Here is a 25,325-nt window from a genome sequence, read left to right on the forward strand (position 1 = left end):
GTGCAGGGCGTTGAGGTTGAGTTTGGCGTTAGTGGGCATGATGGTGATCCGAATGCCGTCCTCGCTCCACTCCGGCGGGCTGGGCGGACGATCCTCGGTCCCGAGGCGGTCGGCGGACCGGGTGACCAGTTCCAGGGCCTTGTGCGTCGCGGCTTCGGCCTGGAATCCTGCCTGGATGGTCTGGAGCAGCAGAACATGTTCTTCCTCGGCCAGGGCGGCATGCTGGACGACCCGCAGTATCACGGTGCTGAACAGGAGCAAGGTGACCAGCACCAGAACGAGGACGGCGCCATGGGAGCGGGGTGGGCGGTCAAAGCGGCGCATCGTGCTCCAGGGGCAGGCGATGGACGATATCCCAGGCGGTTTGTACGCCGGCCGGGCGCAGTTCCAGCCGCAGGCCCGCCGGGGCCGGGCGCTGCGTGCCGTGCAGCCACGAGCGCAGCTCCACCCAGCGGCCCTCGGTCAGATCGTGGAAAGCCAGACTCCAGGCTCGCAGGTCCGAGATTACCAGCAGTTCCTGAACATAGTCCAGGTCCGGCTGCTCCTCGGTGCGGCGGACCTGGCGCTGGGAAAAGTCCCAGGTCACGGTCATGGGCAGGGGGCCGGAGACAAGGTGGTTGGCGACCGTCTCCAGCGTGAATCCGTGCTCCGTGATGGTCATTTCCGTTTCCGGGAGCATGCCTCGCAGATCCATGCTCAACAACCGCTGCAGAACGACCCGGGAGCGCTGGTTTTCCACGGTTTCCTCCAAGGCGGACGAGGCCACGACCCCGCGCCCGAGGATCGCCGCGAGCAGGGCGATGAGCATCCCGGTCACCACCAGGGCCACCAGGATTTCCACCAGGGTGAAACCGGGAAGGGAGGTGGCGTTGTTGGTGTGATGAAAAGATGAGGCGTTTCGTGGCGTCATTTTTTTCGTACCCCGTTTCCCTCACGGAGAGGTCGCGGGCCAGGACCACACCATCTCCCGTCCCTCAAGGCGCGTGGTCAGGGTCACCCATGGGGAGGGGCGTTCCGGGGTCGGCGGGTTGGTGGTAATCCGGGCGGCCAAGGGGTCGCGGCTATCGGGCAACATTCCGCCGGGCGCCGTCAAATGAGAATCCCCGCGTCCGATATCCCGGCCCATGAGTGCTTCCTGGGCCGTGTTCAGGTGCAGCCAGAGCACGTCCGCCCGGCTGGCTTGATTCAGGCCGTGACGTTGTGAGGCGAGCAGGCCGGAGGACAGGATGGCGGCGATGACCAGGGCCACCAGGACTTCGACCAGGGTAAAGCCTTGGGAGAGACTCGCGTCACCGTGTTGATGCCGGAGATTGGCGGAAGAGCGTCCAAACGTCATGGCCGGAACTCGTTGATCAGGCGGACGTCCAGGTCCGCGGTGGTCCAGCGCTCTCCGCTGGAAAAATCCAACCGGAGCCGATCCATGTGCCCCTGGGGATAGACGCGGAAGTGGGCCGCGGGATGAGGGCACGGGGAGTCGTTCAGGACGCAGCGGCCGGGTGGGGTCGGCAAGCGGTGGGTGGCCTCGTTCCAGGACAGGACCCCGGATGTAGGATCCAGGCGAATGGCCTGAAACCGTCCGGTTTCAATCGCCGTGCTTCGAACCTGGGCCAGAAAGACGTTCACTTCATGTAGCGGCGCGTTGCTTCCAGAGGGCCGGGTCGGGTCCAGCCGGGGAAGCAGAGTGAACCAGCCCAGGCCGACGATGAAGAGCACGATCAGCAGCTCGACAAGGGTCAGGCCCGCGTTGCTCTGGGGAGATGCGTCGGAGCGTTTCAATCGTCCAGTTCCCAACTGTTGATGTCCTGGGCGAAGCCGGTCCCGCCCTCCTTGCCGTCCGTGCCCAGGCTGGTGATTTCATAGTCCCGGCCTTGTTGGCCCGGAGAGCGGTAGCGGTAGGCGTTGCCCCAGGGATCCCTGGGCACGGAGGATGCTTCCAGGTATCCGCCGTCGCGATAGTTGCGGGGGAGGGGGGCGATGTCCGGTTTGCGGATCAGGGCTTCAAGACCCTGCTCGGTGGTGGGGTAGACGCCGTTGTCCAGGCGGTACAGGCGCAGGGCGGATTCCAGAGTGCGGATGTCCACCTTGGCCTTGGTCACCCGGGCCTCGTCCGGGCGATCCATGATTCGGGGCACGAGCAGGGTGGCCAGCAGGCCGAGGATGACCACGACGATCATCAGTTCGATCAGGCTGAAGCCGGATTGATGTCTCATTGCATATCTCCAACGGGTTGGCGGTGGTCGGAAAGGGAAATCCAGGTCGGCGGCGAATCCTGAAGCAGGCTGCTCCGTATGGGCAGGAGGTCGGTTTTGTCGGGCAAGATCCAACTGTTCATGGAGACGCGAGCTTCCTCAATGGGCGCCCACCACAGGAAAAAACGATGTTCCGGAACATGCCGGACCAGCAGCACGTATCCGTCCCTGGTTTGGGCCGGATCGGCAAGGGCGTAGGTCCGCCCGTTCCAGGACACCGTCCCGTCCGGGGCGACGGCAAGGGGCGTCAGGCGCGTTGGTTCATGGTCCGGAGCGTCCGTGGGCCTTCCGGTTGCCGCTTGGTACCAGCGCTGCGTCTGGTCCGGCTCGGTCACCCGCAACAGGCCGTCGTCGTCCGCGGCATGCACGCTGAGCCGGGGAGTCCCGAAGTGGAGCTTGCGCAGCCAGTGCTTCTGGGCCGTGCGAAAGGTCAGCAGGCCGGCGTCCAGGTTGAACCGCTCGAAAAAATGGAGCAGAGCCCAGGGAGCGCCTTGGTTCGTGGAGGACGCGTTTTGGGACGTCAAAATTTCTTCGGCGGCAACGGCGCGGGAATTTGGAATATCCCAGATCACCGGTTCGGGACGGGACTCATCGTGCGAGGTGAGGGAGACGTCCTGATCAATACCCGCTGGGCGCAGGATGAGATGGCCGCCGTGGAACAGTGCCGCCCCAAAGGGGCCGCCGGGAATCCGAACCTGCTCCAGCAGGGTCAGATCCGGCAGGGTCCAGAGCAGCAGCCATCCTGCTTGGTCCACGCTCTGAAGCAGGCCCTCCCGAGGGCTGAATGCCAGGGCCAGGGGGGGGAAGCGCAGGGTGCCGACGTGGCGCATGGGGTCTTTTTCCAATACCGCGGAGGCGTTGGACGGGTTGGAAAAGAGTTCGCCGAGCGGCCCCACGAACAGGCGTTGACCGGTATCCGTCACGGCGACCCAGGTCGATGAAGAAGACAGCGCCGCGTGACGCAGCGGACGCTGCCCGGGAACCGTGCCCACGCGGGCGCAGTGGCGCAGATCAAAGGCATGCAGTTCGCCGCTCTGGGCATTGCCCGCGCCGAGAAACGGCCCGACGCCGTCCCAGGTCAGCAGAGTGACCGGGGCTGCCGTGGGCAGGGTCAGGGAGGCGCACGGCCAGGAACTCCAGACGTGGATGTCTCCGTTGGCGTGGCCCACGGCCAACCCGGCTTCGGGTATGTCGTCCGTTTGTCCCCTGGCTTGCGCTTCTCCGCCGGAAGAGGCTGATGGCCCGAGCACGAAAGCGGTTACGTTGGACGCCAAATGCAGGGTGACGGACTCCCGGCTCAATTCCATGAAGTAGTCGCCGGACCGTTGCGGGAGGGCGGAAGAGGAATCGGCCATTTGCTCAGGTAGGGGGAAGTCAATGTTTGGAGGTCGATACTGGGTGCGCAGGCTTTGTTCGAGCATTTCGGCCAGCGTCATGCTCGGCCCGAAGGGGGTCTGTTCGGTGAGCAGAGGAGCGGGCTTGGGAGGTTGCGTCACGCGCGGGGCGCAGGCGGCGGACAGCATAAGAGCCAAGCCAATGAACAGGGCCATGCCGAGTAGGCGCTGAGGGGGCTGTTGGCCTTTGCCGGAAAAACTTGTACTGCGGGTATCGGTCACGACCATGGAGTCCTTGGACTCTTTGGGTGACATTTGCGTAGAAACTTTCCAATCTCCGGCATCTCCATCATGCATCACGTCGATTCTTCCATTTCCCCCGCTTCGCCGGGATCTTTCGGACCCTCCGCGATGCGCCTGCCCGCGCTGGACATGTTTCGCGGCGGGGCCGTGCTGTTGATGCTTGTCTATCATTTCTGTTTTGATCTCAACTACTTTGGAGTCGTTTCCATTCGGTTTCAAACCGATCCGTTTTGGCTGGGCCTGCGGTCGGTGATCGTGGGGGGCTTCGTGCTGGCCGTGGGCGCGAGCTTGGCCCTGTCCAACCACAATGGGTTGAAGCCGTGGCGATTCCTGCGGCGTCAGGCCATCTTGGGCGTCGCCGCGGGCCTGGTTTCGCTGGGCACGTTCCTGATTTTCCCCCTGACTTGGGTGGTCTTCGGCGTCCTGCACTTTATTTTTGTTGCCCGAATCCTGGCTCTGCCCTTTCTTCGGCTGCACCACCTGAACCCGGCTTTCGCATTGATGTGCATCCTCGTGGGCCTGTCCGTACAGCACCCGGTCTTCGATCATCCCTGGCTGCATTGGCTGGGCATGATGACCCACAAGCCCTTCACCGAGGACTACGTGCCGATCCTGCCCTGGTTCGGCGTCCTGCTCCTGGGGCTGTACATCGGCCAGTCAATCCATCGCCACCGCCCATCCATTTTCCTGACGCCCCCGTCCCTGCCAGGGTCCGGGATGCTGTCCTGGCTGGGACGCCACAGCCTGCTGATCTATCTGCTCCATCAGCCGCTGTTCATGGGAGTGCTGTATCTGTTGCCGCGGTAGGTGTGAAGGATCAGCCGACCCGGGACGTCAGATCAAAGATCGGCCCCATCACGGCCAGGACCAGAAATCCCACCAACAACCCCAGGCCCAGGATCAGGGCCGGTTCGATCAGGGCGGCGAAGCGTTTCAGGGATGCATCGGTTTCGCGTTCCAGGAGTTTGCCCAGGCGCTCCAGGAAGGGGCCCAGCTTTCCGGCGGCCCGGCCGGCGCTGATGGCGGTCAGAAAGACGTCCGGATAGATGCCTTGCTTCCAAAGTACGCCGTCCAGAGGCTGGCCGGTGGAGACTTCCCTGGCGGCCTGGAGCATTTTTTCCCGGAAAAAAAGCGACCCCACGCCTTGGGCCGAGCTTTGCAAGGCCTGGACCAGGGGGATTCCGGCCTGGATCTGAAAGGAAACCAGCCCGGAAAAGCGGGCCAGGACGCCTTTCTGGACTACCGGCAGCCGCCAGATCAGGCGATCCAGCCGGATGCGCCAGCTTGGTCGGCGCTTGTAAGTTGTCACGCCGAGGAAGACCATCCCGATCAGACCCAGCAGTAGCAGGCCGCCCCAGGACTCCATCCAGGAGCCGAGATTCAAGAGCAGGCGGGTGTCCCAGGACAGTTCCCCGGCCGAGGCGGTGACGATGTCCGCGATCCGGGGCAGGACACGGGAGAGGAGAAAAAAGACCGCGCCCAGACCGATGATCAGGATGGTCAGGGGATAGCCCAGGGATGTGAGGAGCTTTTCCCTAAAGTCCCGGCGGCCTTCCTCGTACCGGGCGATGCGCTCCAGGACTTCGCCCAACCGACCCACCTGCTCGGCTACATGGATCATGGCCGCGTACACTGGGGAGACGACGTCCGGATGGTCCCGCAAGGCCTGGGAAAAGGCCTGGCCGCCTTCCACCGCGTCGCGAATCCGGACCCAGAACCGGGCCGACGCACCGGAGGACATCCGGGCCAACAGGTCCAGACTCTGAGCCAAGGATCCGCCCCCCTGGATCATCATGCCCAGGGAATAGAAGGATTCGTCCAGGCGAATGCGCCGGTGCCAGGAGCCGGGGGAAAGCAGGCCGCGCAGGGTGCGGCCTTGCGCATGCCCTGCGTTGCCGAGCCGGATCGGCAGCATCCCCTGCTCCTGGAGTCGGGCATAGGCCGCGGCCCGGCTCTCGGCCTCGCACAACCCCTTGCGCTGCTCGCCCCGGCGATCCAGGGCCACGTAGTGAAATGTCGGCACGGTGCTCCTTGTCCAAGAGAAAACGACCGCGTAATTTTGCCCGCTTGGGCGGCGGATGTCCAATCTGAGACGTGCTTCGAGATCAAAGAAAGTTGGTCCAACAAGATCGTTTGTTTACAACTGATTATTCACTCTATACGATGATAGGCTATACATTCATGTTCTTGCCCTGTCCGGTTGTTCGAGGAGATTGGCAATGATCGCCACCGCGAAGGTCACGTCCAAAGGGCGGACAACCATTCCTCAAGCTGTTCGAAAAGCCATGCTGGTTGGACCTGGAGATGTCATCGTCTGGGAAATCAAGCAGGAAGGCGTGGTTAACGTACGGCGACTGTCGGACCTTGAGGTTGACTATCTTCATTGCCTGGAGAGCACGTTGAGCGAGTGGGGGGGAACCTTGGACAACGATGCGTATCGTGACTTTTGAATGGTTTCGAATGGAGAAGACGATGAACACAATCCTGATCGGCAAGGGCCGGGAGCAGGTGTTTCTGCATGGCCGGTACGCCAACCGGCATGGAATGATCGCCGGGGCCACGGGGACGGGGAAGAGCGTTTCCCTGATGGTCCTGGCCGAAGGCTTTTCCCGGCTCGGGGTGCCGGTGTTTCTGGCGGACGTCAAGGGCGACCTGGCCGGGCTGGCCATGCCCGGGGCCATGAACGACCGGATTCGGTCGCGGCTGGAGAGCATCGGGGTCGAAGGCTATGTCAACGAGCCGAATCCGGTCTTATTTTGGGACATTTACGGAGAGCTGGGGCATCCACTGCGCACCACGGTCTCCCAGATGGGGCCGACCTTGCTGGCCCGACTGATGGAGCTCAACGACACCCAGGCCGGGGTTTTGGAGATCGTCTTTCGTCTGGCGGACGAAGAGGGGCTGCTCCTGCTGGACCTTAAGGATCTGCGCTCCCTGCTGATTTTTACCTCGGAAAACGTGAAGAGCGTGTCGGCCCGGTTCGGACTGGTGCATCCCTCTTCCCTGGCCGCGATCCAGCGGGCTTTGCTCCGGCTGGATGGTGACGGCGGGGACTTATTTTTCGGGGAACCGGCTCTGGAACTGACGGATTTCATGCGCCAAGACATGTCCGGGCGGGGAATCGTCAACGTCCTGGCCGCCGAGAAGCTGTATCTGCGGCCCAGGATGTATTCCAGCTTCTTGCTCTGGATGCTTTCGGAACTGTTCGAAACCCTGCCCGAAGTCGGCGATCGGGACCTGCCGAAGATGGTCTTCTTTTTCGACGAGGCTCATCTGCTTTTCGCCGACGTGCCTTCGGCCTTGCGGCGGAGGGTGGAGCAGGTGGTCCGGCTGATCCGCTCCAAGGGCGTGGGCGTCTATTTTTGCAGCCAGTATCCGGACGACGTGCCCCAGGAGATTCTGGGGCAGTTGGGCAACCGCATCCAGCACGCGCTAAGGGCCTACACGCCGCGGGACCAAAAGGCCGTGCGTACCGCGGCCCAGACCTTTCCGCCCAACCCCGCCGTGGACGTGCTCCAGTCCCTGACCTCCATGGCCGTGGGCGAGGCCCTGGTGACCACCTTGCAGGACAAGGGCGTCCCGTTGCCGGTGGAGCGGGCTCTGATCGCCCCTCCTCGATGCCGGATCGGGGTGATCACGCCGGAAGAACGGCAACTTGTTCGCGGGCGCAGCCCTTTAGGTGGAAAATACGACACGCCCGTTGACCGCGAGTCCGCCTACGAGATCCTCCAGGCCCGGGCCGAGGAGTCCGTGGCCGCGAAATCGGCCGAAAGCACCGCTTCGGAAGAAAAATCATCCCGAAGCGAGGAAACCTCCAACGGTACCGCCGGTGGTGTTTCCGGGGCCATGCGGGACTTCCTGCTGGGTTCCAAGCGCCGTCAGGGCGCCCTGGAAGCCATGGGCAAGTCCGCCATGCGCACCGTGGGCAACCAGATCGGCCGCCAAATGCTCCGCGGCGTCTTGGGCGGACTGTTGGGCGGCAAGAAGTGAGAAATACTCAACCTTTCAACAAACCAATCCTTATGACACAAATGACTATCAATCCGGCGATTCGCAACATCGCCATCATCGCCCACGTCGATCACGGCAAGACCACTCTGGTGGACGGGCTGTTCAGGCAGAGTGGGTTGTTTCGGGACAACCAGGAAGTGGCCGAGCGGATCATGGACTCCATGGACCTGGAGCGGGAGCGCGGGATCACCATTGCGGCCAAAAACTGTGCCGTGTCCTGGAAGGGCGTGAAGATTAACATCATCGACACCCCGGGACACGCGGACTTCGGCGGGGAGGTTGAGCGCTCCCTGTCCATGGCCGACGGCGCGGTGCTGTTGGTGGACGCCTCGGAAGGGCCACTGCCCCAAACCCGGTTCGTGCTCAAGAAGACCTTGGAAGCCAAGCTGAAGATCGTCGTGGTGATCAACAAGATCGACCGCCAGGATGCCCGTGTGGCCGAGGTGCTGGACGAGGTCTACGACCTTTTCATCGACTTGGATGCTTCCGAGGAGCAGCTCGATTTTCCGGTTTTGTACGCCGTTGCCCGGGATGGGCTGGCCAAGCTCTCCCTGGACGAGCCCGGGGAAAATCTGCACCCGCTGTTCGACGCGATTTTGCGGACCATCCCAGGGCCAGCCCATGATCCGGACAAGCCGTTTCAAATGCTGGTGGCGGACCTGGGCTATTCGGACTATCTGGGACGGTTGGCCATCGGGCGGGTGGTCAACGGGCGGGCCCGGCAGAACGAGCAACTGGTCTGCATCGACGCCGCGGGCGAACATCTTCCCCTGCGGGTGACCAAGTTGCAGACCTATGCCGGCCTGAGCCTGCAAGAGGCCCCGGAGGTGGAGTCCGGAGACATCGCGGTGCTGGCCGGGATTGAAAACGTCCAGATCGGGGACACCATCTGTACCAAGGCCGAGCCCTCGGCCTTGAAGCGGATCGCCGTGGACGAGCCCACCGTGACCATGAAGTTCACCATCAACACCTCGCCGCTGGCCGGACGGGAGGGCAAGTTCGTCCAGTCCCGTAAAATCTGGGAGCGGCTGGTCAAGGAAACCCTGCGCAACGTGGCGATCCGGGTTGAAGAGACCGAGGATCGGGACAGCTTCGTGGTCAAGGGCCGGGGCGAATTTCAGATGGCCATCCTGATCGAAACCATGCGCCGGGAGGGGTACGAGTTGAGCGTGGGCCGGCCCGAAGTGATCTATAAGGATGTGGGCGGGAAGCGCCACGAACCCATGGAGCATCTGTTCGTGGACTGCGAGGAGATTTTTCTGGGCGTGGTCACGGAGAAGTTGTCCATCCGCAAAGGGCGGATGTCCAATCTGGTGAACAAGGGCACCGGCCGGGTACGGGTGGAGTTCTCCATTCCTTCCCGGGGGCTGATCGGCTACCGGGATGAGTTTTTGACCGACACCAAGGGCACCGGGGTGATGAACTCCTATTTTTCCGGGTATGAGGAATACCGGGGAGATTTTCCAACCCGGTTCATGGGATCCATCGTGGCGGACCGTGCAGGGACCGCGGTGCCCTACGCCCTGTTCAACCTGGAGCCGCGGGGCAGGCTGTTCGTTTCACCCGGCGAGCCGGTCTACGAAGGCATGATCGTCGGCGAGCACAATCGGGAGAGCGACCTGAACGTCAATCCCTGCAAGGAAAAAAAGCTGACCAACATGCGCGCTTCGGGCAAGGACGAGGCGGTCATTCTGACGCCGGTGCCGCCGTTGACTCTGGAGTGGGCTTTGCATTTCATCCGGGAAGACGAACTGGTGGAGGTCACGCCGCATTCCATCCGGCTGCGCAAGACGGTTCTTTCAGCTTCCAAGCGGCATGTTCTGGGGGGGAAATAGAAAAGGAACGAGTTGGTAGTTCCTGGCACGACGGAAAAGAGCCGAAATACGCTGGACGACCCTGAAATAAATCCGGGGGGCTCACGAAGCGTAAAAAAAAGCAAGAAAGGGGGACGGGCCGAGGCGGAGCTTTGGGCAACCGCCCCCTTGCCGTACGGGGCGCCTATTTTTCTCGAAAAACGATCCGGCCCTTGGTCAGGTCATAGGGAGACAGCTGAACACGAACTTTGTCTCCGGGCAGGATGCGGATGCGGAACTTGCGCATTTTCCCGCACAGATGTCCTAAAATAGTGTGCCCGGTCTCCAGCTCCACGGAAAACAGGGTGCTCGGCAAGGCTTCCTGAACAATGCCGCTCATTTCAATACATTCTTCCTTGGCCATTTGGCCTCCTTGGGTTGTCTTGTTTTTGCCGTCGCTTCAAGTGTTCCGCGAACATATTGGAGTCTTGAAGCTTTTTCGAAATATGGATTATGAAATTCAAGGCCCGCGCGGAAGCAAAAAAGCCCCGCCCTCACGAAGATAGAGGACGGGGCTTCGCAAGGGCCTATTTCGTATTCAAAAACTGTCGGGTCTGCCGTTACCAGCGCTTGGACTGACGATTCTTGTCACCGTAGCCGCCGCCACCACCACTGGGACGGGGGGCACGTTCCTGGGCTTCGTTGATGCGCAGGCTACGTCCCTGGAAATCTTTCCCGTCCAACGCCTCCTGGGCGGAACGGGCTCCGGCTTCGTTCATTTCAACGAAGGCGAAACCACGCGGACGACCTGTTTCACGATCACTGATCAAGGCCACGGAAAGAACTTCGCCATACGTGGCGAACAGATCGCGAATATCGTCTTCCTGGGCGGTAAAAGGCAGATTCCCAACATACAACTTACTTGACATGCGAATAACTCCAAAAAAGGTTGGGGCGGACATTCTGTTTTCCTAAAGCCGGGCACACCCCGGTATCCAGGCTGAACGGAATTCCGCCGTTGCAAATTGAATTCACAGTAACTACTCGGATCGCGTTGGACTGTCAACAAAAATAATTATATCGTGAAAATTGGTTTCTACTCAGCAGAATCGTCGGATAAAAAAGCCTGGATAGCGATAATGCGCCGGCCTTCGCTGGCATGGCTGACTTGGAAATGACACGGTACGATAAGTCATTCCGGCGAAAGCCGGAATCCAGTGCATGAGTATGACCATGCACCGTATGTGCTGAGTAGATGCGTGCTGAGTAGTTACGCGTGGTTTTTCAATACAAGTTGGCTTCGCCGCCAGTCTTCATTTCACTCAGAATCCCCCGCACCGTGGCGGCCAGCTCCTTTAATCGGTACGGTTTACCGATGAAGCCCGCGGCTCCGGCCGCCTGGGCGGCGTCGGCATTTCCATTGGCCGAATAACCGCTGCTGATCACCACTTTGACCGAGGGGTCCATCCGCGATAATTCCTGGAGGCACTTGTACCCACCCATGCCCGGCATATTCAGATCCAGCAGGACCAGGGCGATGTCGCCGTATAATTCCTGGTAGAATCCCAAGGCCTCCCTTTTGGGTCCGTTCCGTAGCGCTTGTCAGAAACTCGCGATCCTCTGGTCGTACAGCGCAACATGGACGATATGCTCGATGTCGCGCATTTCCCTCAGGCGCATGTTCAAGGAGGTGGTTCTTTTTTCAAAGAGTTCGTTGGCCAGGCTGTTTTGTTCCCTGGTCACGACCGTGTCCAGGAGGTGGACGACAATCCGGATGTTTTCGTTGCGCCAGTGCAATTACATCAGGATGCCGAAGATAATGAACAGGACCGTGATCACCTGGAAGGTCAGCGGAATGTCCTTGTTCATCCGCGTGGCGATGCTTTATTTCATGGCCTTGGTTTCACGGAGGTGACATCCAGTTCAATGGGCCTGCCCAGAACCCCGCCCTGGGCATTCACCGTCTGGGCCGCCAGACGCACGACGCTGAAAACCCATACGTTCCGCGTGCTCAACGGGCCCGTTGCCGAGAAAGTGGAAGCGATCCTGATAGGCTCCAAGGACTCGCCCCTGACCTGCCCGCTCATGCCGAGGCTGATGGCAATCGCCAGCAAAGTCCAGAGCAACCGTCGCCATTGTGTTGTCCGCGGTTGCTGAAAGTGTATCACCATCAGAAGTGCTCGTTTGCGTCAAAGCCTTGGTCCGGGACGTTTTCGTAGCCATGGCTCGGCTCAATCCGGCTGCCGAATGATTTTCTCCAAGGCCTTTTCCAGGTCTTCCATCAGCACCGGTTTGGCCAAATAGTCGTTCATCCCGGCTTCCAGAAACTTCTCCCGGTCTCCGGTCATGGCATAGGCGGTCAGGGCGATGATGGGAATGCGTCGGGAAGGCTGAGGGCTGAGACTTGAGACCTGAGTGGCAGGGTGAGGATCTCTGACTTCTGATTCCTGTCTTTCGGTCTCCGCGGCGCGGATGCGTCGCGTTGTCTCCAGGCCGTCCATCTCCGGCATCTGGATGTCCATAAGAATGACGTCGAAATCCTGGTCTTTGAGCAGGTTCAGGACCTGCATGCCGTTCTCGGCGAGGGTTACGCGGTGCCCGGCGATCTCCAGCCGCTTCATGGTTGGAAAAGCATTCGACGGATCGTCTTCGGCCAGTAAGATGCGCAAGCCGGGCGAGGCGGATGCAGTTAGCGACGAAGGAGTTTTCCGGGTCGCGGCGTCACTGGGGAGCTTGAAGTACAGGTCAAAGTGCACGAAGACGCCCTCGCCTTCCCGGCTTTCCACGCAGAGCCGGCCGTCCATGAGTTCAATCAGGCGCTTGACAATGGCCAGCCCGAGCCCGGCGCCTTGGTATTTTCGGGTGTAGGAGCCGTCAACCTGCGTAAACGGCTGAAAAAGGTCCTTCAGTTTGTTCTCGGGTATGCCGATGCCCGTGTCGGTCACGGTGAAAAGGATCCGAACGGCTTCGGGTTTCCAGGAGCGGATCGGGACCATTCCCACGGTGATCTTTCCGGTATCGCTGAATTTCAGGGCGTTGCCGACGAGATTGAAAAGAATTTGCCGGACCCGGGCTTCGTCTCCGACCAGACGCGGTGGAATGGAGGGATCAACGGCGCACTCCAGGGCGATTCCCTTGCTTTGCGCCGTGACGGTGAACAGGCCGGTGATGGAGTCTTGCAGTTCGTCCAGGCTGAATGTCGATTCGTGGATTTCCATCTTACCCGCTTCGACCCGGGACAGGTCGAGAATGTCGGACAGCAGCCTGGTCAGACGCTCGGAGGAACTGGTGGCCAGCTGGATGAAGCGTTGTTGCTTGTCGTCCAGCTTGGTGGTGTTTAGGAGTTGCAGCATGCCCATGACGCCGTTGATCGGGGTGCGGATTTCGTGGCTCATATTGGCCAGGAATTCGGATTTGGCTTGGTTGGAGGCTTCGGCCTGTTCTTTGGCCAGGAGAAGAGCTTGTTCATGCTTCCTTTGGTCGGTGATGTCCTCCACCGCCGACAGAATGAACTGTTCGCCTTTTATTTCCGTGATCAAGCCTTGCAGACGGACCGGCACCCGGTGGCCGTCTACGTGCATGTATTCTTTCTCAATTGGCCCATACCGTTCGGTTTCGGCGAGAAATCGCAATTGAGCCTGCTCCAGGGCCGCATACTCCTCTGGAGTAATATCCCAATACGTCAGGGAGAGCGTCTCCTCGACAGTGCGGCCGATGATCCGCGCATAGGCGGGATTGACGTCCACGAGGCTCCCATCCATACGACAAAGCGCCAATCCGATGGGGGATTCGTCGAACAGGGTCCGGCTGTATTTCTTTTCATCCCGCACTTGCTCCTCGGACTGTTCGTGGATCAAGCGTCGGATCATCAGGCTCCCGAGCAGGGCGGTGGCCAAGGGATAAATCAGCATCACCGGCACGGCGATGTTGGAAAAAACCTGGAACGCGATATCTTTGGGCAGGAAGATTGTCATGGCCAGCATGCCGATGTGGACGGCGATTCCGAAAGCGAGGAGTTCAAGCCATGAAATGGCTGCCAGTCGCTTTTTCCGCGCATACCGCCAGACGAGACCGATGATCCCCGAGGCCAGGATCGCCGAGACGCCCATCCAGACGCCCGAACCGCCTTGATACAGGCGCAAGGCGGCCGTCATGGCCATGGTCGCCGCCGCGGGAATGGCCCCGAAGAACAGGCCCGTTATGCCGATCAGGACCGATCTTGTATCGAACACCACGCCGGGAAGCAGGGTCCATGGGGTCAGCATGACCACCATGCCGATGCCTCCGAGAAGGAGCCCGACGAGGACTTTCTGGAGAAGAAAGAGCTCTTCGCTCCGCCACCTGGAGGCGAAAACGTCGAAGAGCAATGCCGTCGCCAGAAGCAGCGCGGCGTTCTGCGCCAAAGCGACTATGGCCGAAGATGATGGAATCATGTCGGTCTCCCAAGCAAAGCGATGCGATTGTTTTTCTCACGGGTTATAGACGATTGAGCGCCCTGCTCTGGTCTTTATTTTCAGGGCAGATTAGGCGAAGTAAGGCAAAAACATCAACTCCGAATCCTTCCCTGGTGAGGGAGGGAGTGAGAGTTCTTGGGCCTCGCCTTCGCGCTTCGCTTATAATTTTCGAGCATCTTTCAGATGCTTTTCGTTGATGATCGCGATGGCCGACCACTGTAGACATCTGCGGAAAATGCACGGTAATGCGATGCCGAAAGAGGATGCCAGAACGACCAGGGAAGTTTTTTTATTGCTGAAAGGCGACTTGTTTGTCAGATTCGTGCTCGTCATTGGCCGGATGCAGGCTCCGGGCCGGTGGCCGTGGTTTCGGCCGAAGCTTTCCAGGTCGCACTTTACGATTCCAAGAATCGAATGCTCGCCTCTTCTCACATGCGACTTGGCCCGCACGGCGTTTTTCCGTCGCAACCCGCGGCAGCTCAACGGCTTTTCCTTTGATCCGTCATGTATTCCGAAAGGTTGTAACAGGTCCATTCTATGAGAACACCCAAGGATCAAATTCCTGAGTCTCGGAGTCGTCCCTACGCAGTCAGGCATGGAGCCTGCGGCTGGATTTCCGGGCTTCCGGGAACATGCCTGCTGGTGCTGCTTTTTGTGCTGCTCGCCGCGCCGGCGTTATCCCAGGAGGACGAGGCCGAGACGGTGACATGGGGAGGCAGGCCTTCTCAGACCGATCAGCTGTTGGCCACCATCCTCCAACTCGCCCCCACGGGCATCGGGATGGTTGAAAACCGGGTGATTTCCAGCGTCAACGATTATGTTTTGGATCTGACTGGCTACGATCGAGAGGAACTGATCGGCCAAAGCGCGCGGATGCTCTACCCCACGCAGGAGGATTTCGATTTCGTGGGCCGGGAAAAGTATCGCCAGATTTTCGAAAAAGGCACGGGGTCGGTGGAAACTCGCTGGTTGCGTAAAGATGGGGCCATCCTGGATGTCATTCTTTCCTCGACTCCTCTGGACCCCGAAGATCTGTCCGTCGGCGTGACCTTCACCGTCCTGGACATCACACAGCGCAGGCAGTCCGAGGAGCGTTTCGCCAAAGCCTTTCACTCCAGTCCGGCGCCGTTGGTCATTTCGGATATTGAGACCGGCCTGTTTCTGGATGTCAATGAGCGCTGGAACGAAATGCTTGGGTATGCCAGGGAAGAGTTGATCGGACGGACCTCCAAGGATGTCGGCATCTGGGCCGATCCCGCGGATCGGGACCGCATCGTGGCCAAGATAGCGGAGCAGGGATATTTCAAGGACGAGCCGATCCAGTTCAGAAACAAGGCCGGGGAGGCCAGGTACGCCATGTGGTCCGCCGAAGTCGTGCTGCTGGATGGACGCCAAGTGATGCTGTCTCTGATCCTCGACGAAACCGAGCGCAAGCTGGCCGAGGCGGCCCTGAGCGTCCGGACCCGTATTTTTCTGGGCGTGCTGACGGCTTTTTCCGCCGTGCTCCTGGTGTTGGTCCTGCAGATGACCTGGAATATCCGCCAGCGGGAAAAGATGACCCAGGCCCTGCAGGCCAGCGAGGAAAATCTCGCCACCACCCTGCATTCCATCGGCGACGGCGTGATCGCCACGGACTCGCGGGGCCTGGTGACCAACATGAATCAGGTCGCGGAAAAGCTCTGCGGCTGGACCTTGGACGAGGCAAGGGGCAAGCCGTTGTACGAAGTATTCCGCATCTTCAACGCCTGGACCCAGGAGGTCGTGGATAATCCCGTACATCAAGTGATTCATTCCGGTCGGATCGTGGGCCTAGCCAACCATACCCTGCTGCTTTCCAGGAATGGCGCAAAATACCAGATCGCGGACAGCGCGGCCCCCATCCGCGACCGCCAGGGTCGCATCTCCGGCGTGGTGCTGGTGTTCCGGGACGTGACTGATGAGTATGCCGTGGAGGAACGGTTGCGGCAAAGCGAGCAACGCTTCCAGACTTTCATGGATGAAACCCCGGTGTACGCCTACATCAAGGATGAGAGCCTCGCGCATGTTTACAAAAACAGGCGAGTAGCGGAGCTCATGAGCGGCTCCTTCAGCCAGGCGGGCGGAGATTCGGCGAGGGCGCTTTTCGATTCGGCGACCTCTGATTTGCTTGAGAAGGCGGACGGGCGGATTCTCTCAGGTGAGCGGGACAGGATCGAGCTGGAGTACAGTGTCCATATCGGCGGCGAACAACGTTGGCTGAACGACGTCAAATTCGCCCTGGTTCTGGCCGACGGACGGAGAGCGGTGGGCGGGTTGGCCTACGACATCACCGAGCGCAAGCAGGCCGAGGCGGAGCGGGAAAAAATGCAGGCTCAACTGCTTCAGGCGCAAAAGATGGAGTCCGTGGGTACTCTGGCCGGGGGCGTGGCCCACGACTTCAACAATTTGCTTCAGACCCTGGGGGGCAATATCGAGCTGCTGCTCGCGGACAAGCCTGACGACCATCCGGACGTCGGCCGTCTGAGGGCCGCGCTGAAATCCATCGAGCGGGCCGCCCAGTTGGTCAGACAGCTGCTCCTGTTCAGCCGTAAGGAGGGATCACTCCGGGTGCCGGTGGACCTGAATCGGGAAGTGGAAGGCGTAGTGGACATGCTGCGGCGGACAGTCCCCAGAATGATCACCGTGGAGACGCGCCTTGATCCCGAGCTTTGGCCCCTGTTGGCAGATCCGGTGCAGATCGAGCAGGTGCTGCTGAACATAGCCAACAACTCGGTGGACGCCATGCCTGATGGCGGGACGTTCCTCATCGAAACCAATAACGTGGTCCTGGACGAGGGATTTGTTCGGATACATCCGGACTCCGTCCCCGGGGCGCATGTGCTGCTGACGGTCACGGATACGGGGTGCGGCATGGACAAGGAAACATTGGCCCACATATTCGACCCCTTTTTCACCACCAAGCCCGTGGGCAAGGGCACGGGACTGGGGCTGCCCTCGGTGTACGGCATCGTCAAGGGACACGACGGCTACATCCAGTGCTACAGTGAACCGGATCAGGGGTCCGTGTTCAGAATCTATCTGCCCGCGGCGGATGGACGTGCGCCGGAAGAGGAGATAGAACGGAAAATCCTGTTTCCCGAAGACCTTGGCGACGGGATGACCATTCTGGTGGTGGACGACGAGCCGGAAATTCGGGCATTGACACGGGAAGTCCTGGAAGTGCTGGGGTACAAGGTGAAAAGCGCGGCCAGCGGGGAGGAAGCCCTGGAAGCATACCGCCAGGAGGGTGAGGAGATCGATTTGGTGCTGTTGGACCTGAACATGCCCGGCATGGGCGGGCACAGATGCCTGCAAGAACTGCTGCGCATCGACCCGCGGGTCAAAGTGGTGATTGCCAGCGGCTATTCCGCGGAAGGACAAGGCCGACAATCCCTGTCCGCCGGCGCCAAGGGCTTCATCGGTAAGCCGTATCAGCTCCGGGATCTGGAGGCCGTGATCCGGGAAGTGCTGGGGCTGTGAGGAACGATGTATCGTTTTGAATTGCTCAACATGTTGCATTTTGGACCGATCTTTCAAGGTCATTCATCGTAGCCTGAGCCATGAGCATTCCCAAGGAACCTCTTCCAGCCCAGGTGGTATTATCCCTGTTCAGCGCCCGTTGGGACGTTTTCTGGCCGGGATTGCGATCCGATCTGGAGGCGTATCTGGGGCCGCTGGAAAACGTGGGGGAGTCGTTGCCGTTCACGGCAACAACGTATTACCAGGAGGAATTCGGTGCGCCCTTGGAGCGCCGGTTGCTCGGGTTCGCTCAGGTCGTGGGGCAGGATCGGTTGCGGGAGATCAAGTTGTGGGCCCATGAATTGGAACAACGTCATGTCCTGGACGGCAAACGTTTGTTCAATTTGGACCCGGGGCTGTTGACCCAGGAGCGCTTCGTGCTGGCCACGGGCAAGAATTTCACTCATCGCATATACCTCGGACAGGGCGTCTTTGCCGATCTGACCCTGATTTTTCAAGGCGGACGGTGGCGCTCTTTGCCCTGGACTTTCCGGGACTACGCCGACCCTGCCTTGCAAGCCCAATTGACCGCACTGCGCCATGGCTACCGGGTGAAGCTGGGCGTTTGTCCCGACTGGCCGGGACGTGCCGGACGAGTGCATTGACAGCAACTGTCTTCCAGGGTCAAAACGATTTTTTTGCATCCTTAAGACAAGGTGGAACACAGCGTATGCACGAGATTCGCAAAGCCGCTACGGAGCGGACGACCAAGGAAACATCCATCAAGCTGGAGCTGGTTCTGGACGGTTCCGGAGCGACCCACATCCAGTCCGGCGTCGGCTTCGCCGACCACATGCTGCACCTTTTGGCCTTCTGGGCGGACTTCGACCTGAACCTGACTTGCGCCGGGGATCTACACATCGACGCGCACCACAGCCTGGAAGACGTGGGCCTGGCCCTGGGCAAGGCCCTCTCGGATGCCCTGGGAGACAAGGCCGGGATCGTCCGCTTGGGCTCGGCCGTGGTGCCCATGGACGAGGCCTTGGTGGAAGTCGTGGTGGATCTCTCGGGCAGGCCGTATCTCGTGTACGACGACGACCCGCTGCCTGCTCTGATCGCCGGAGAGGAAAAGGACGTCTGGCGGGAGTTTTTCAAGTCCCTGGCCCAGGAAGCCCGCATGAACCTGCATGTTCACTATCGTTACGGCCGCAACGGCCACCATCTCGTGGAAGGGGCGTTCAAGGCCCTTGGCATGGCTCTGCGCCAAGCCGTATCCAGGACCCGTACCGGTGTGCCGAGCACCAAAGGAAGTTGTTGATATGTTGAGTCGTTTCTCATTGATTCCGTATCTGTGCTGCATGATTCTGCTTCTTGTCGGGTGCGCACCCAAGCCCGCTGGAACGCCCTTGCCTTCCCAGTCCACGTTAGGGGTGGCCGGATTTCACCAGCCTCACCAGGGGTGGCAGATGCTTTCCAGCACCCGCGCGGACAAATCCGTCACTCTTGCTTCGGATATGCTGGAAGAGCTGGACGGCATGCTGGCCGATCTCTTACGGGCCAAAGAGGATCGTCCCTTTCTCGGGACCGAGGCCACCAGGCAGTGCCAGGAGCTGGTTTTGTCCCGAATGCGCTCGGAACAGGCTGGCGTTGCCGGGCTGCGTTACTGGATGGAAGTCGGCCAATGCGTCCAGACCGATTATCTCTTAATTCCCCAGGTGCTGGAGTGGAAGGAGCGAGAAGGCGGTGAGTGGGGCGTGACCGAGCCGGGCATGGTCGTGATGGAATTGACCCTGCTGGACATCCAAAACAGGTACGTCGCGGCACGGTTCCAGTACGACGAGCGGCAACGCTCCCTGAGCGAAGACCTGTTGCAGGCCGACAAATTTTTTCGGCGCGGTGGAAAATGGCTGCCCGCCAAGGAACTGATCCGTGACGGGCTACGCGAAGGACTGCGGGAGATGGGCTTATGATTCTTTTTCCGGCCGTGGACATCAAGAACGGGCAGTGCGTCCGGTTGCGTCAGGGGCGGGCTGACGATGTTACGATCTTTTCCCCGGACCCCACGGCCATGGCCCGACACTGGGTGGACCTGGGCGCGGCCTGGCTGCACTTGGTGGACCTGGACGGCGCGTTTGACGGTCTGCCGGTGAACTTCGAACTGATCAAGCGGATTTGCGCCGTGGTCTCGATCCCGGTGCAGCTCGGGGGCGGGATTCGTGACTTGGCGACCGCGAAACGCTACCTGGAAGCCGGGGTCCGGCGATTGATCATCGGCACCATGGCCCTGGAAGAGGCCGAAGCCTTCGGGGAATTGTGCGCGGCGTTGCCCGGGAGGATCGGCGTGTCCCTGGACGCCGTGGACGGATTGTTGAAAACCAAAGGTTGGGTGGCGGACAGCGGTTTGACCGTGGAGCAGGTTCTGCCACGACTGGAAGAGCAGGGCGCGGCCTTCATTATCTATACGGACATCAGTCGGGACGGGATGCATAGCGGCGTGAACCTCCCGGCCATGGAGTATCTGGTCCGGAGTACCGACATCCCGGTCATCGCCGCGGGTGGGGTGACCAAGTTGGAAGACATCCAGGCATTGTTCCCCCTGTCGAATCAAGGACTGGAAGGAATCATCACCGGTCGGGCCATCTACGAGGGCACCCTGGATTTTCCGGAAGCCCTGGCCTGGATCGCGGGGCGGAAGGCAAATGACGAGAATGCACAAGGAGGCGCAAGATGACGACGATCAAGGTGACGGGCATGTCCTGCCAGCACTGCGTGAACGCGGTGACCAAGGCGCTGAGCGGTATCGAGGGGATTCAGGATGTCCAGGTTTTTTTGGAAAAGGGTGAGGCCCAGTTTACGGAAGCCAAGCCGGTCTCCAAGGACGTCATCCGGGAGGCGTTGCAGAAGGCCGGGCACGACCTGGGATAGCGGACTGTTGAAAAATTCCCGCTGGTTGCGTTGCCGCAAAAAGCTCAAACCCTCACGTATGACATAATACGCTTCGGGCTTGAGCTTTTTTTGGGCCTAACCATCGAGGTTTTTGAAAAGCCCGCGGAAGTTGCCATGCGTTGCTTTTTTCGCTGGTTGTCGGTAACGAAAAATGAAAACGGTCATCGGGTGACTGTCGCCCAAGGCCCTTTGTCTTTCACATCTTCAAAGGAGGAATGACGTATGCAGCGTGTTTTCAAGAGTGTTCTCGGCGTTTGGCTCGTCGCCATGGTGCTTTGCCTGGCTCTCAATGCTTCCGCGACTGAGGCTCAGTCCAAGGTGAACATCAATGAGGCTCCGGTCGAATTGTTGCAGGCATTGCCGGGAGTCGGGCCGGCTTTGGCGCAACGCATTGTTGAATATCGCGAGCAGACTCCTTTTGAAGCCCCTGAAGACATCATGAAGGTGAGCGGCATCGGGGAGGCGACATTCGAGAAAATGAAGGAACTCATCGTCGTTGAATGATTTTTTGATCTTTTTGCCTCGCGCGTTGCAAGTTGCGAGATGTTCGAAAAAGAAAGCCCGGGCAATGGTTCATTGCCCGGGCTTTTAGTAGGTTTCAGCGTGGTCGTGATCAGCCGGCAAAGGCCTTTTCAAAGTTCGGAACGACCTGTTTCTTGCGGCTCATCACGCCGTCCAGCCAGACCTTGTGGCCTTCGGGTGCCTTGCCGAAGGCTTTCTGAACCACGGAGGGATCGTCGGAGACGATGAGCATTTCCGTGCCTTCCTTCATGATGTCGGTGAGCAGCAGGAAGACGCTGTGGTTGCCCTTTTCAGCCTTGACCTTCTGGATGTCCGCGTACAGGGCGTCCTTGACGCCGTCCAGCAGGGAAAGATCCACGACTTCCAACTGACCGATGCCGACCTTGGTGCCGCTCATGTTGAAGTCCTTGTAGTCGCGGAAGACCAGTTCCCGGATCGGGGTGCCTTCAACCGCGGACTTGACCTTGAACATCTCCAGGCCGAGCGCCTTGGTGTCGGCCACGCCGGCGATCTTGGCCAGGGCGTCAGCGACTTCGACGTCCTTTGGGGTACAGGTGGCGGACTTGAAGATGACCGTGTCGCTGACGATGGCGCAGAGCATGATTCCGGCGATGTTCTTCGGAATTTCCACGCCGTGGAAGTCATACATGGCCTTGATCACGGTGCAGGTGCAACCCACCGGCCAGATCCAGGCTTCAATGGGATTGGGAGTGGTGACGTCGCCCAGCTTGTGGTGGTCAACGACGCCCAGGATTTCGGCCTTGCCCAGGTTGTCCAAGCTTTGGGCGAGATCGGAGTGGTCGACCAGGAAGATCTGTTTGCCTTCGGCATCCGTGATGATTTCCGGAGCGCCGACGCCGAACTTGTCCAGCACGAACTTGGTCTCCGGGTTGAGTTCGCCCTGAGCGGCCGGCTTGGCTTCCACGCCGAGCTTGCTCTTCAGGTCGGCCAAGGCGATAGCCGCGCAAACCGAGTCGCTATCGGGACTCTTGTGTCCTACAACATAAACAGCCATTCATGACCTCCTCTGTTACATTTTCATGGTGATTAGGAACCGTTGTCGTTATCCTCGATAAAAAGCTTGTGCATAATAGCACAAAGCTTCGGCGCTGCCAAGGGGTTGTGCCGCTTCAACGATACAAGGCGTTCATGATCCCCTGGGCAATGTCGTCAATGTCCAGGATCTCGTCCGCCAATCCGGCGTCCACGATGGCCTTGGGCATGCCGTACACCACGCAGCTGGCGTCGTCCTGGGCCAGGATATAGCCGTTTTTCTGCCTGAGTTGTTTGATGCCTTCCAGGCCGTCGCTGCCCATGCCGGTGAGGATCACCCCGACGCCGCGTTTGCCCACGCCCTGGGCCACGGAGGCGATGAGCACATTGGCCGAGGGTTTGTAGAGGGCCTCTTTGGGCTCGGGGCCGATCAGCAGGTCGATCCGGCTGACTTTTTGATCGATGGACAGGTGCTGGCCTCCAGGCGCGACAAAGGCCATGCCCGCCTGGACGCGGTCTCCGGCTTCCGCTTCCTTGACTTTGATCTGGCAGACGGCGTCCAGGCGTTTGGCGAAAGGTCCGGTGAAGGCCTGGGGCATGTGCTGGGCGATAAGGATGCAGGCAGGAAAGTTAGCGGGAAGTTTGGACAGGACTTTTTGAATTGCCGGCGGTCCGCCGGTGGACACGCCGATGGCCACGACGTCCCGGGATTGCGACCTCTTTTGGGGAATGGCCTCCAAGGAAGGTTTTTCAATCGTCGGAGCGGTGACCGGCTCGATCTTGCGCGGTGCGCGCGGGGCCCGAATTTTACGCCTGGCCACGGTTTTGACCTTGGAGCGCAGGTCGTTCTCGATTTTGACGATGTCCAGAGAGACCCGGGAGAGCTGTTTGGGAATGAAGTCCACGGCACCGAGTTCCAATGCCTTCAGGGTCGCTTCAGCGCCTTCGGTGGTCAGGGAGCTGACCATGATCACGGGCCGGGGCATTTCCATCATGATGTGCCGCAGGGCGGTCAGCCCATCCATGCGCGGCATTTCGATGTCCAGGGTGATCACGTCCGGCTGGAGTTGGCGGGCCTTGTCCAGCCCTTCGGATCCGTCTCGGGCCGTGCCCACGACCTGGATTTCCGGGTCGCCTTCCAGCATGGTGCTCAGGGCCTTACGCATGAAGGCTGAATCGTCAATGACAAGTACTTTGATCATTGGGTGTCTCTACGGAGCCAGGTGCAAGAAAAGCATTTGACTCGAAGGTCGGTGGTTGAAGGTCGATATAATAAACAATGTGTCGTGTTGGGGGGGTGAGGGAAAAAGGAAATCGGTCACGCGTCGACGACGTCCTGGAGTTCCACATGGCTGGTGACGTTGACTTGGCGCAGGTTTTTGAAGCTCGGCTTTTCGACTTCCTCCAGCCAGATCTTGACCAAGTCGCCCTGCCATTGTTGTCCAGCCCCCTCCCGCAGGATATCCCGCACCACGTTCATGGGCAGGGCCTTGCGGTAGGCCCGGTCCGAGGTCATGGCCTCGAAGGAGTCCACGACGCAGAGGATACGGGCTAAAAAGGGGATTTCCTCCTGCTGCAGGCCCATGGGATAACCTGAGCCGTCCACACGTTCATGATGGTAGAAGATAATCGGCAGGATGTCGCCGAACGAGGTCACTTGATTCAAAATCGCCCGTCCCAGTTCGGGATGGCGCTGCATTACCGAGAACTCTTCGGAGGTCAGTTTGGAGGGTTTGTTCAGTATATCGTCCGGAATGCCGATTTTTCCAATGTCGTGCAGGATGCCACCGGTGTACAGCAGGTGCAGATCCTCCTTTGGCAGTCCTAGCCGGTTGCCGAGGTGCGTCGCGTAGATGGCGACCCGTTCGGAATGGCCCCGGGTATAGACGTCCTTGGCTTCCACGGCCTGGGCAAAGGAGCGGATGACTTCCAGGTTCATGTCCCAGAGTTGTCCGTAAAGGCGGGCGTTTTCAAAGGCCGACGCGGTGTGTGCGGCGAAAACGTTCAACAGTTGGGAGTGCTCGCGGGTGAAGTCCGGCTTGTCGGTGTTGCGAAGCAGCACGATGGAGCCGATGCTTTTCATGCGCGTGGGCATGGGCGCGGCCATGATGGAAGTCAAGGAAGCGTCCGGAGGCGGGCCTTCCGTGCTTAACTGAGGAGGCCCTTTTTTATTCAAGAGAATCAGTTCCGGTAGGTGTTGGCGAAACACCCGTTCCCCTAGAAGCTTGACCCACGTCCCGAGTTGCGGGTTGCTGCGCAACAGGCTTCCTCGCATGGCTTTGGACTGGAGCCCGCCTTTGTCTTGAAGAAAAAGCACAACTCCGTCCGGATTGAAATTTTTTTGGACCTGAGACAGGAATTCGTTGGTCAACGACTTCATGTCCAGCTTGGTGTTCATAGCTTGGCTGAGGTTCAGGACCCGGACGATGTTGGTCAGTTTCTTCCGGTCTTCGCGGTTGCTTCGGATTTGCAGGATGCGGTCGACCTTGAGCAGGAGATGGCTGATGTTGAACGGTTTGGGAAGATAGTCGGCCGCTCCGAGACGGATGCTCTCCACGGCCGTTTCGATGCTCCCGAAGCCGGTCATGATTAAAAAATCGGCCTCGGAATTTCCATCTTTGAGCTTTTTCAACAGTTCCAAGCCGCTCATGCCAGGCATTCGCAGATCACTGATGACGAGATCCAGCCCAGGCAAGTGGCTCAACATTCGCAGGGCGGATGGCCCGTCATGGGCGACATGGACGGTAAAGCCAGCTTCGGTCAGTGCTTCCTTGCAGATGTCGAGCAGACTTTGTTCGTCGTCGACAATCAAAATGCTCGCCTTGGGCTCGTCATGCGCTACCATATCCAATCCTTGATTATTTTTTGGCCGGCCCCGGTCGGCGGCGTTCGGACGAATAAAAACAGGCCATCAAAAACACTTTGCCTGATGCAAGAAGGCAAGGTCAAGATAAAAACACGATCACATGTTCCACGTTAGTGGTAGAACATAATCAGTAAAAAGATAAGACTTGCATTTCCTCGCGAAACATATATGATAAATCTTTTACGGGATGTGGCTCAGCTTGGTAGAGCGCAGCGTTCGGGACGCTGAGGCCGGAGGTTCGAATCCTCTCATCCCGACCAGAAAATTCAAGGGGTTGCGAGCGAGATGCTTGTAACCCTTTTTTTTATTCCACTACGTAATTGAGCAAGTTTGATTTGCATTTCCCCTCGTGGTAGATGCTTAGGCCCTAACATCAC

The 25,325-nt window shown here is 59.6% G+C and carries 26 protein-coding genes and 1 tRNA gene; 13 read left to right on the forward strand and 14 right to left on the reverse strand.

Features of this window, described 5'->3' with window-relative positions; translation table 11 throughout:
- From C6366_RS12915 to C6366_RS12940, 6 genes are all read right to left on the reverse strand, one after another.
- The coding region (locus tag C6366_RS12915) for a hypothetical protein (protein ID WP_146164852.1) at window positions 1-324 on the reverse strand (324 nt) is incomplete at its 3' end.
- Window positions 311-910, reverse strand: coding sequence for a type II secretion system protein J (locus C6366_RS12920; RefSeq protein ID WP_107738531.1), 600 nt, complete (start codon window positions 908-910; stop codon window positions 311-313). The genes C6366_RS12915 and C6366_RS12920, both read right to left, overlap by 14 nt.
- A gap of 21 nt (window positions 911-931) precedes the next feature.
- Window positions 932-1,336 carry a prepilin-type N-terminal cleavage/methylation domain-containing protein gene (locus C6366_RS12925; protein ID WP_107738533.1) on the reverse strand — a complete coding sequence of 135 codons (405 nt, stop codon included), beginning with the start codon at window positions 1,334-1,336 and terminating at the stop codon, window positions 932-934.
- A complete protein-coding gene (locus C6366_RS12930; protein ID WP_031386766.1) occupies window positions 1,333-1,776 on the reverse strand; it encodes a Tfp pilus assembly protein FimT/FimU in 444 nt (147 codons plus the stop codon). The genes C6366_RS12925 and C6366_RS12930 overlap by 4 nt, the downstream gene beginning before the upstream one ends.
- On the reverse strand, window positions 1,773-2,210 hold the full coding sequence (gene gspG / locus C6366_RS12935) for a type II secretion system major pseudopilin GspG (protein ID WP_107738537.1): 438 nt from the start codon (window positions 2,208-2,210) through the stop codon (window positions 1,773-1,775). Before gspG ends, C6366_RS12930 begins: the two co-directional genes overlap by 4 nt.
- Window positions 2,207-3,898, reverse strand: a complete 1,692-nt coding sequence (locus C6366_RS12940) for a hypothetical protein (RefSeq protein ID WP_107738539.1) — start codon at window positions 3,896-3,898, stop codon at window positions 2,207-2,209. The genes gspG and C6366_RS12940 overlap by 4 nt, the downstream gene beginning before the upstream one ends.
- A gap of 96 nt (window positions 3,899-3,994) precedes the next feature.
- Between C6366_RS12940 and C6366_RS12945 the strand changes: the two genes are divergently transcribed.
- Window positions 3,995-4,693 (forward strand): heparan-alpha-glucosaminide N-acetyltransferase, encoded by a 699-nt coding sequence (locus tag C6366_RS12945; RefSeq protein WP_158269777.1) that lies wholly within the window; start codon window positions 3,995-3,997, stop codon window positions 4,691-4,693.
- 10 nt (window positions 4,694-4,703) lie between these two features.
- On the opposite strand, the gene C6366_RS12950 is transcribed toward C6366_RS12945, so the two are convergent.
- Window positions 4,704-5,909: a type II secretion system F family protein gene (locus tag C6366_RS12950; RefSeq protein ID WP_107738543.1), complete on the reverse strand. Its 1,206-nt coding sequence runs from the start codon at window positions 5,907-5,909 to the stop codon at window positions 4,704-4,706.
- 196 nt (window positions 5,910-6,105) lie between these two features.
- Between C6366_RS12950 and C6366_RS12955 the strand changes: the two genes are divergently transcribed.
- The 3 genes from C6366_RS12955 to typA are packed head-to-tail and all read left to right on the forward strand — an operon-like array spanning window position 6,106 to window position 9,732.
- Complete coding sequence (locus C6366_RS12955) at window positions 6,106-6,336, forward strand: type II toxin-antitoxin system PrlF family antitoxin (protein WP_107738545.1); 231 nt, start codon at window positions 6,106-6,108, stop codon at window positions 6,334-6,336.
- A 22-nt stretch (window positions 6,337-6,358) separates the two neighbouring features.
- A complete protein-coding gene (locus tag C6366_RS12960; protein ID WP_107738547.1) occupies window positions 6,359-7,876 on the forward strand; it encodes a helicase HerA-like domain-containing protein in 1,518 nt (505 codons plus the stop codon).
- Between the two features lie 32 nt (window positions 7,877-7,908).
- Complete coding sequence (gene typA / locus C6366_RS12965; protein WP_107738549.1) at window positions 7,909-9,732, forward strand: translational GTPase TypA; 1,824 nt, start codon at window positions 7,909-7,911, stop codon at window positions 9,730-9,732.
- 163 nt (window positions 9,733-9,895) lie between these two features.
- Here typA and infA read toward each other — a convergent pair whose 3' ends face one another.
- The 3 genes from infA to C6366_RS12980 all read right to left on the reverse strand — a co-directional run bounded on the left by infA (window position 9,896) and on the right by C6366_RS12980 (window position 11,259).
- Window positions 9,896-10,114, reverse strand: coding sequence for a translation initiation factor IF-1 (gene infA, locus C6366_RS12970; RefSeq protein WP_028572251.1), 219 nt, complete (start codon window positions 10,112-10,114; stop codon window positions 9,896-9,898).
- Window positions 10,115-10,310: 196 nt separating this feature from the next.
- Window positions 10,311-10,619 carry an RNA-binding protein gene (locus C6366_RS12975; protein ID WP_107738659.1) on the reverse strand — a complete coding sequence of 103 codons (309 nt, stop codon included), beginning with the start codon at window positions 10,617-10,619 and terminating at the stop codon, window positions 10,311-10,313.
- 355 nt (window positions 10,620-10,974) lie between these two features.
- Window positions 10,975-11,259: a response regulator gene (locus C6366_RS12980; RefSeq protein WP_199221505.1), complete on the reverse strand. Its 285-nt coding sequence runs from the start codon at window positions 11,257-11,259 to the stop codon at window positions 10,975-10,977.
- A gap of 69 nt (window positions 11,260-11,328) precedes the next feature.
- Here C6366_RS12980 and C6366_RS19335 point away from each other — a divergent pair, with 69 nt between their 5' ends.
- Window positions 11,329-11,847, forward strand: a complete 519-nt coding sequence (locus C6366_RS19335; protein WP_146164854.1) for a hypothetical protein — start codon at window positions 11,329-11,331, stop codon at window positions 11,845-11,847.
- Window positions 11,848-11,921: 74 nt separating this feature from the next.
- Here the strand turns inward: C6366_RS19335 and C6366_RS12995 are convergent, their stop codons facing one another.
- Window positions 11,922-14,123: a LytS/YhcK type 5TM receptor domain-containing protein gene (locus C6366_RS12995; RefSeq protein ID WP_107738556.1), complete on the reverse strand. Its 2,202-nt coding sequence runs from the start codon at window positions 14,121-14,123 to the stop codon at window positions 11,922-11,924.
- Window positions 14,124-14,681: 558 nt separating this feature from the next.
- Between C6366_RS12995 and C6366_RS13005 the strand changes: the two genes are divergently transcribed.
- From C6366_RS13005 to C6366_RS13035, 7 genes are all read left to right on the forward strand, one after another.
- Window positions 14,682-17,642: a PAS domain-containing sensor histidine kinase gene (locus tag C6366_RS13005; RefSeq protein ID WP_107738558.1), complete on the forward strand. Its 2,961-nt coding sequence runs from the start codon at window positions 14,682-14,684 to the stop codon at window positions 17,640-17,642.
- An 80-nt stretch (window positions 17,643-17,722) separates the two neighbouring features.
- Window positions 17,723-18,286: a DUF4416 family protein gene (locus C6366_RS13010; protein ID WP_107738560.1), complete on the forward strand. Its 564-nt coding sequence runs from the start codon at window positions 17,723-17,725 to the stop codon at window positions 18,284-18,286.
- Between the two features lie 65 nt (window positions 18,287-18,351).
- Window positions 18,352-18,939: an imidazoleglycerol-phosphate dehydratase HisB gene (gene hisB, locus C6366_RS13015; RefSeq protein ID WP_107738562.1), complete on the forward strand. Its 588-nt coding sequence runs from the start codon at window positions 18,352-18,354 to the stop codon at window positions 18,937-18,939.
- Between the two features lies 1 nt (window position 18,940).
- Window positions 18,941-19,591, forward strand: coding sequence for a hypothetical protein (locus C6366_RS13020; RefSeq protein ID WP_107738564.1), 651 nt, complete (start codon window positions 18,941-18,943; stop codon window positions 19,589-19,591).
- A complete protein-coding gene (gene hisA / locus C6366_RS13025) occupies window positions 19,588-20,352 on the forward strand; it encodes a 1-(5-phosphoribosyl)-5-[(5-phosphoribosylamino)methylideneamino]imidazole-4-carboxamide isomerase (RefSeq protein WP_107738566.1) in 765 nt (254 codons plus the stop codon). The genes C6366_RS13020 and hisA overlap by 4 nt, the downstream gene beginning before the upstream one ends.
- Entirely contained in the window at window positions 20,349-20,546 is a 198-nt protein-coding gene (locus C6366_RS13030) for a heavy-metal-associated domain-containing protein (protein ID WP_107738568.1), read from the forward strand. The genes hisA and C6366_RS13030 overlap by 4 nt, the downstream gene beginning before the upstream one ends.
- Before the next feature lie 243 nt (window positions 20,547-20,789).
- Window positions 20,790-21,071 carry a helix-hairpin-helix domain-containing protein gene (locus C6366_RS13035; protein WP_107738570.1) on the forward strand — a complete coding sequence of 94 codons (282 nt, stop codon included), beginning with the start codon at window positions 20,790-20,792 and terminating at the stop codon, window positions 21,069-21,071.
- Between the two features lie 109 nt (window positions 21,072-21,180).
- On the opposite strand, the gene C6366_RS13040 is transcribed toward C6366_RS13035, so the two are convergent.
- The 3 genes from C6366_RS13040 to C6366_RS13050 form a co-directional block, all read right to left on the reverse strand.
- The gene (locus tag C6366_RS13040; RefSeq protein ID WP_107738572.1) at window positions 21,181-22,104 is read right to left on the reverse strand and encodes a manganese-dependent inorganic pyrophosphatase; all 924 of its coding nucleotides are present in this window, start codon (window positions 22,102-22,104) and stop codon (window positions 21,181-21,183) included.
- Between the two features lie 115 nt (window positions 22,105-22,219).
- Complete coding sequence (locus C6366_RS13045; RefSeq protein ID WP_107738574.1) at window positions 22,220-23,284, reverse strand: chemotaxis response regulator protein-glutamate methylesterase; 1,065 nt, start codon at window positions 23,282-23,284, stop codon at window positions 22,220-22,222.
- Between the two features lie 116 nt (window positions 23,285-23,400).
- Window positions 23,401-24,927, reverse strand: a complete 1,527-nt coding sequence (locus C6366_RS13050; RefSeq protein ID WP_107738576.1) for an HD domain-containing phosphohydrolase — start codon at window positions 24,925-24,927, stop codon at window positions 23,401-23,403.
- Window positions 24,928-25,131: 204 nt separating this feature from the next.
- Here C6366_RS13050 and C6366_RS13055 point away from each other — a divergent pair.
- A tRNA-Pro gene (locus C6366_RS13055) sits at window positions 25,132-25,208 on the forward strand.
- The last annotated feature ends 117 nt before the right edge of the window (window positions 25,209-25,325 follow it).

This window comes from Desulfonatronum sp. SC1, assembly GCF_003046795.1.
Classification (GTDB): domain Bacteria; phylum Desulfobacterota; class Desulfovibrionia; order Desulfovibrionales; family Desulfonatronaceae; genus Desulfonatronum.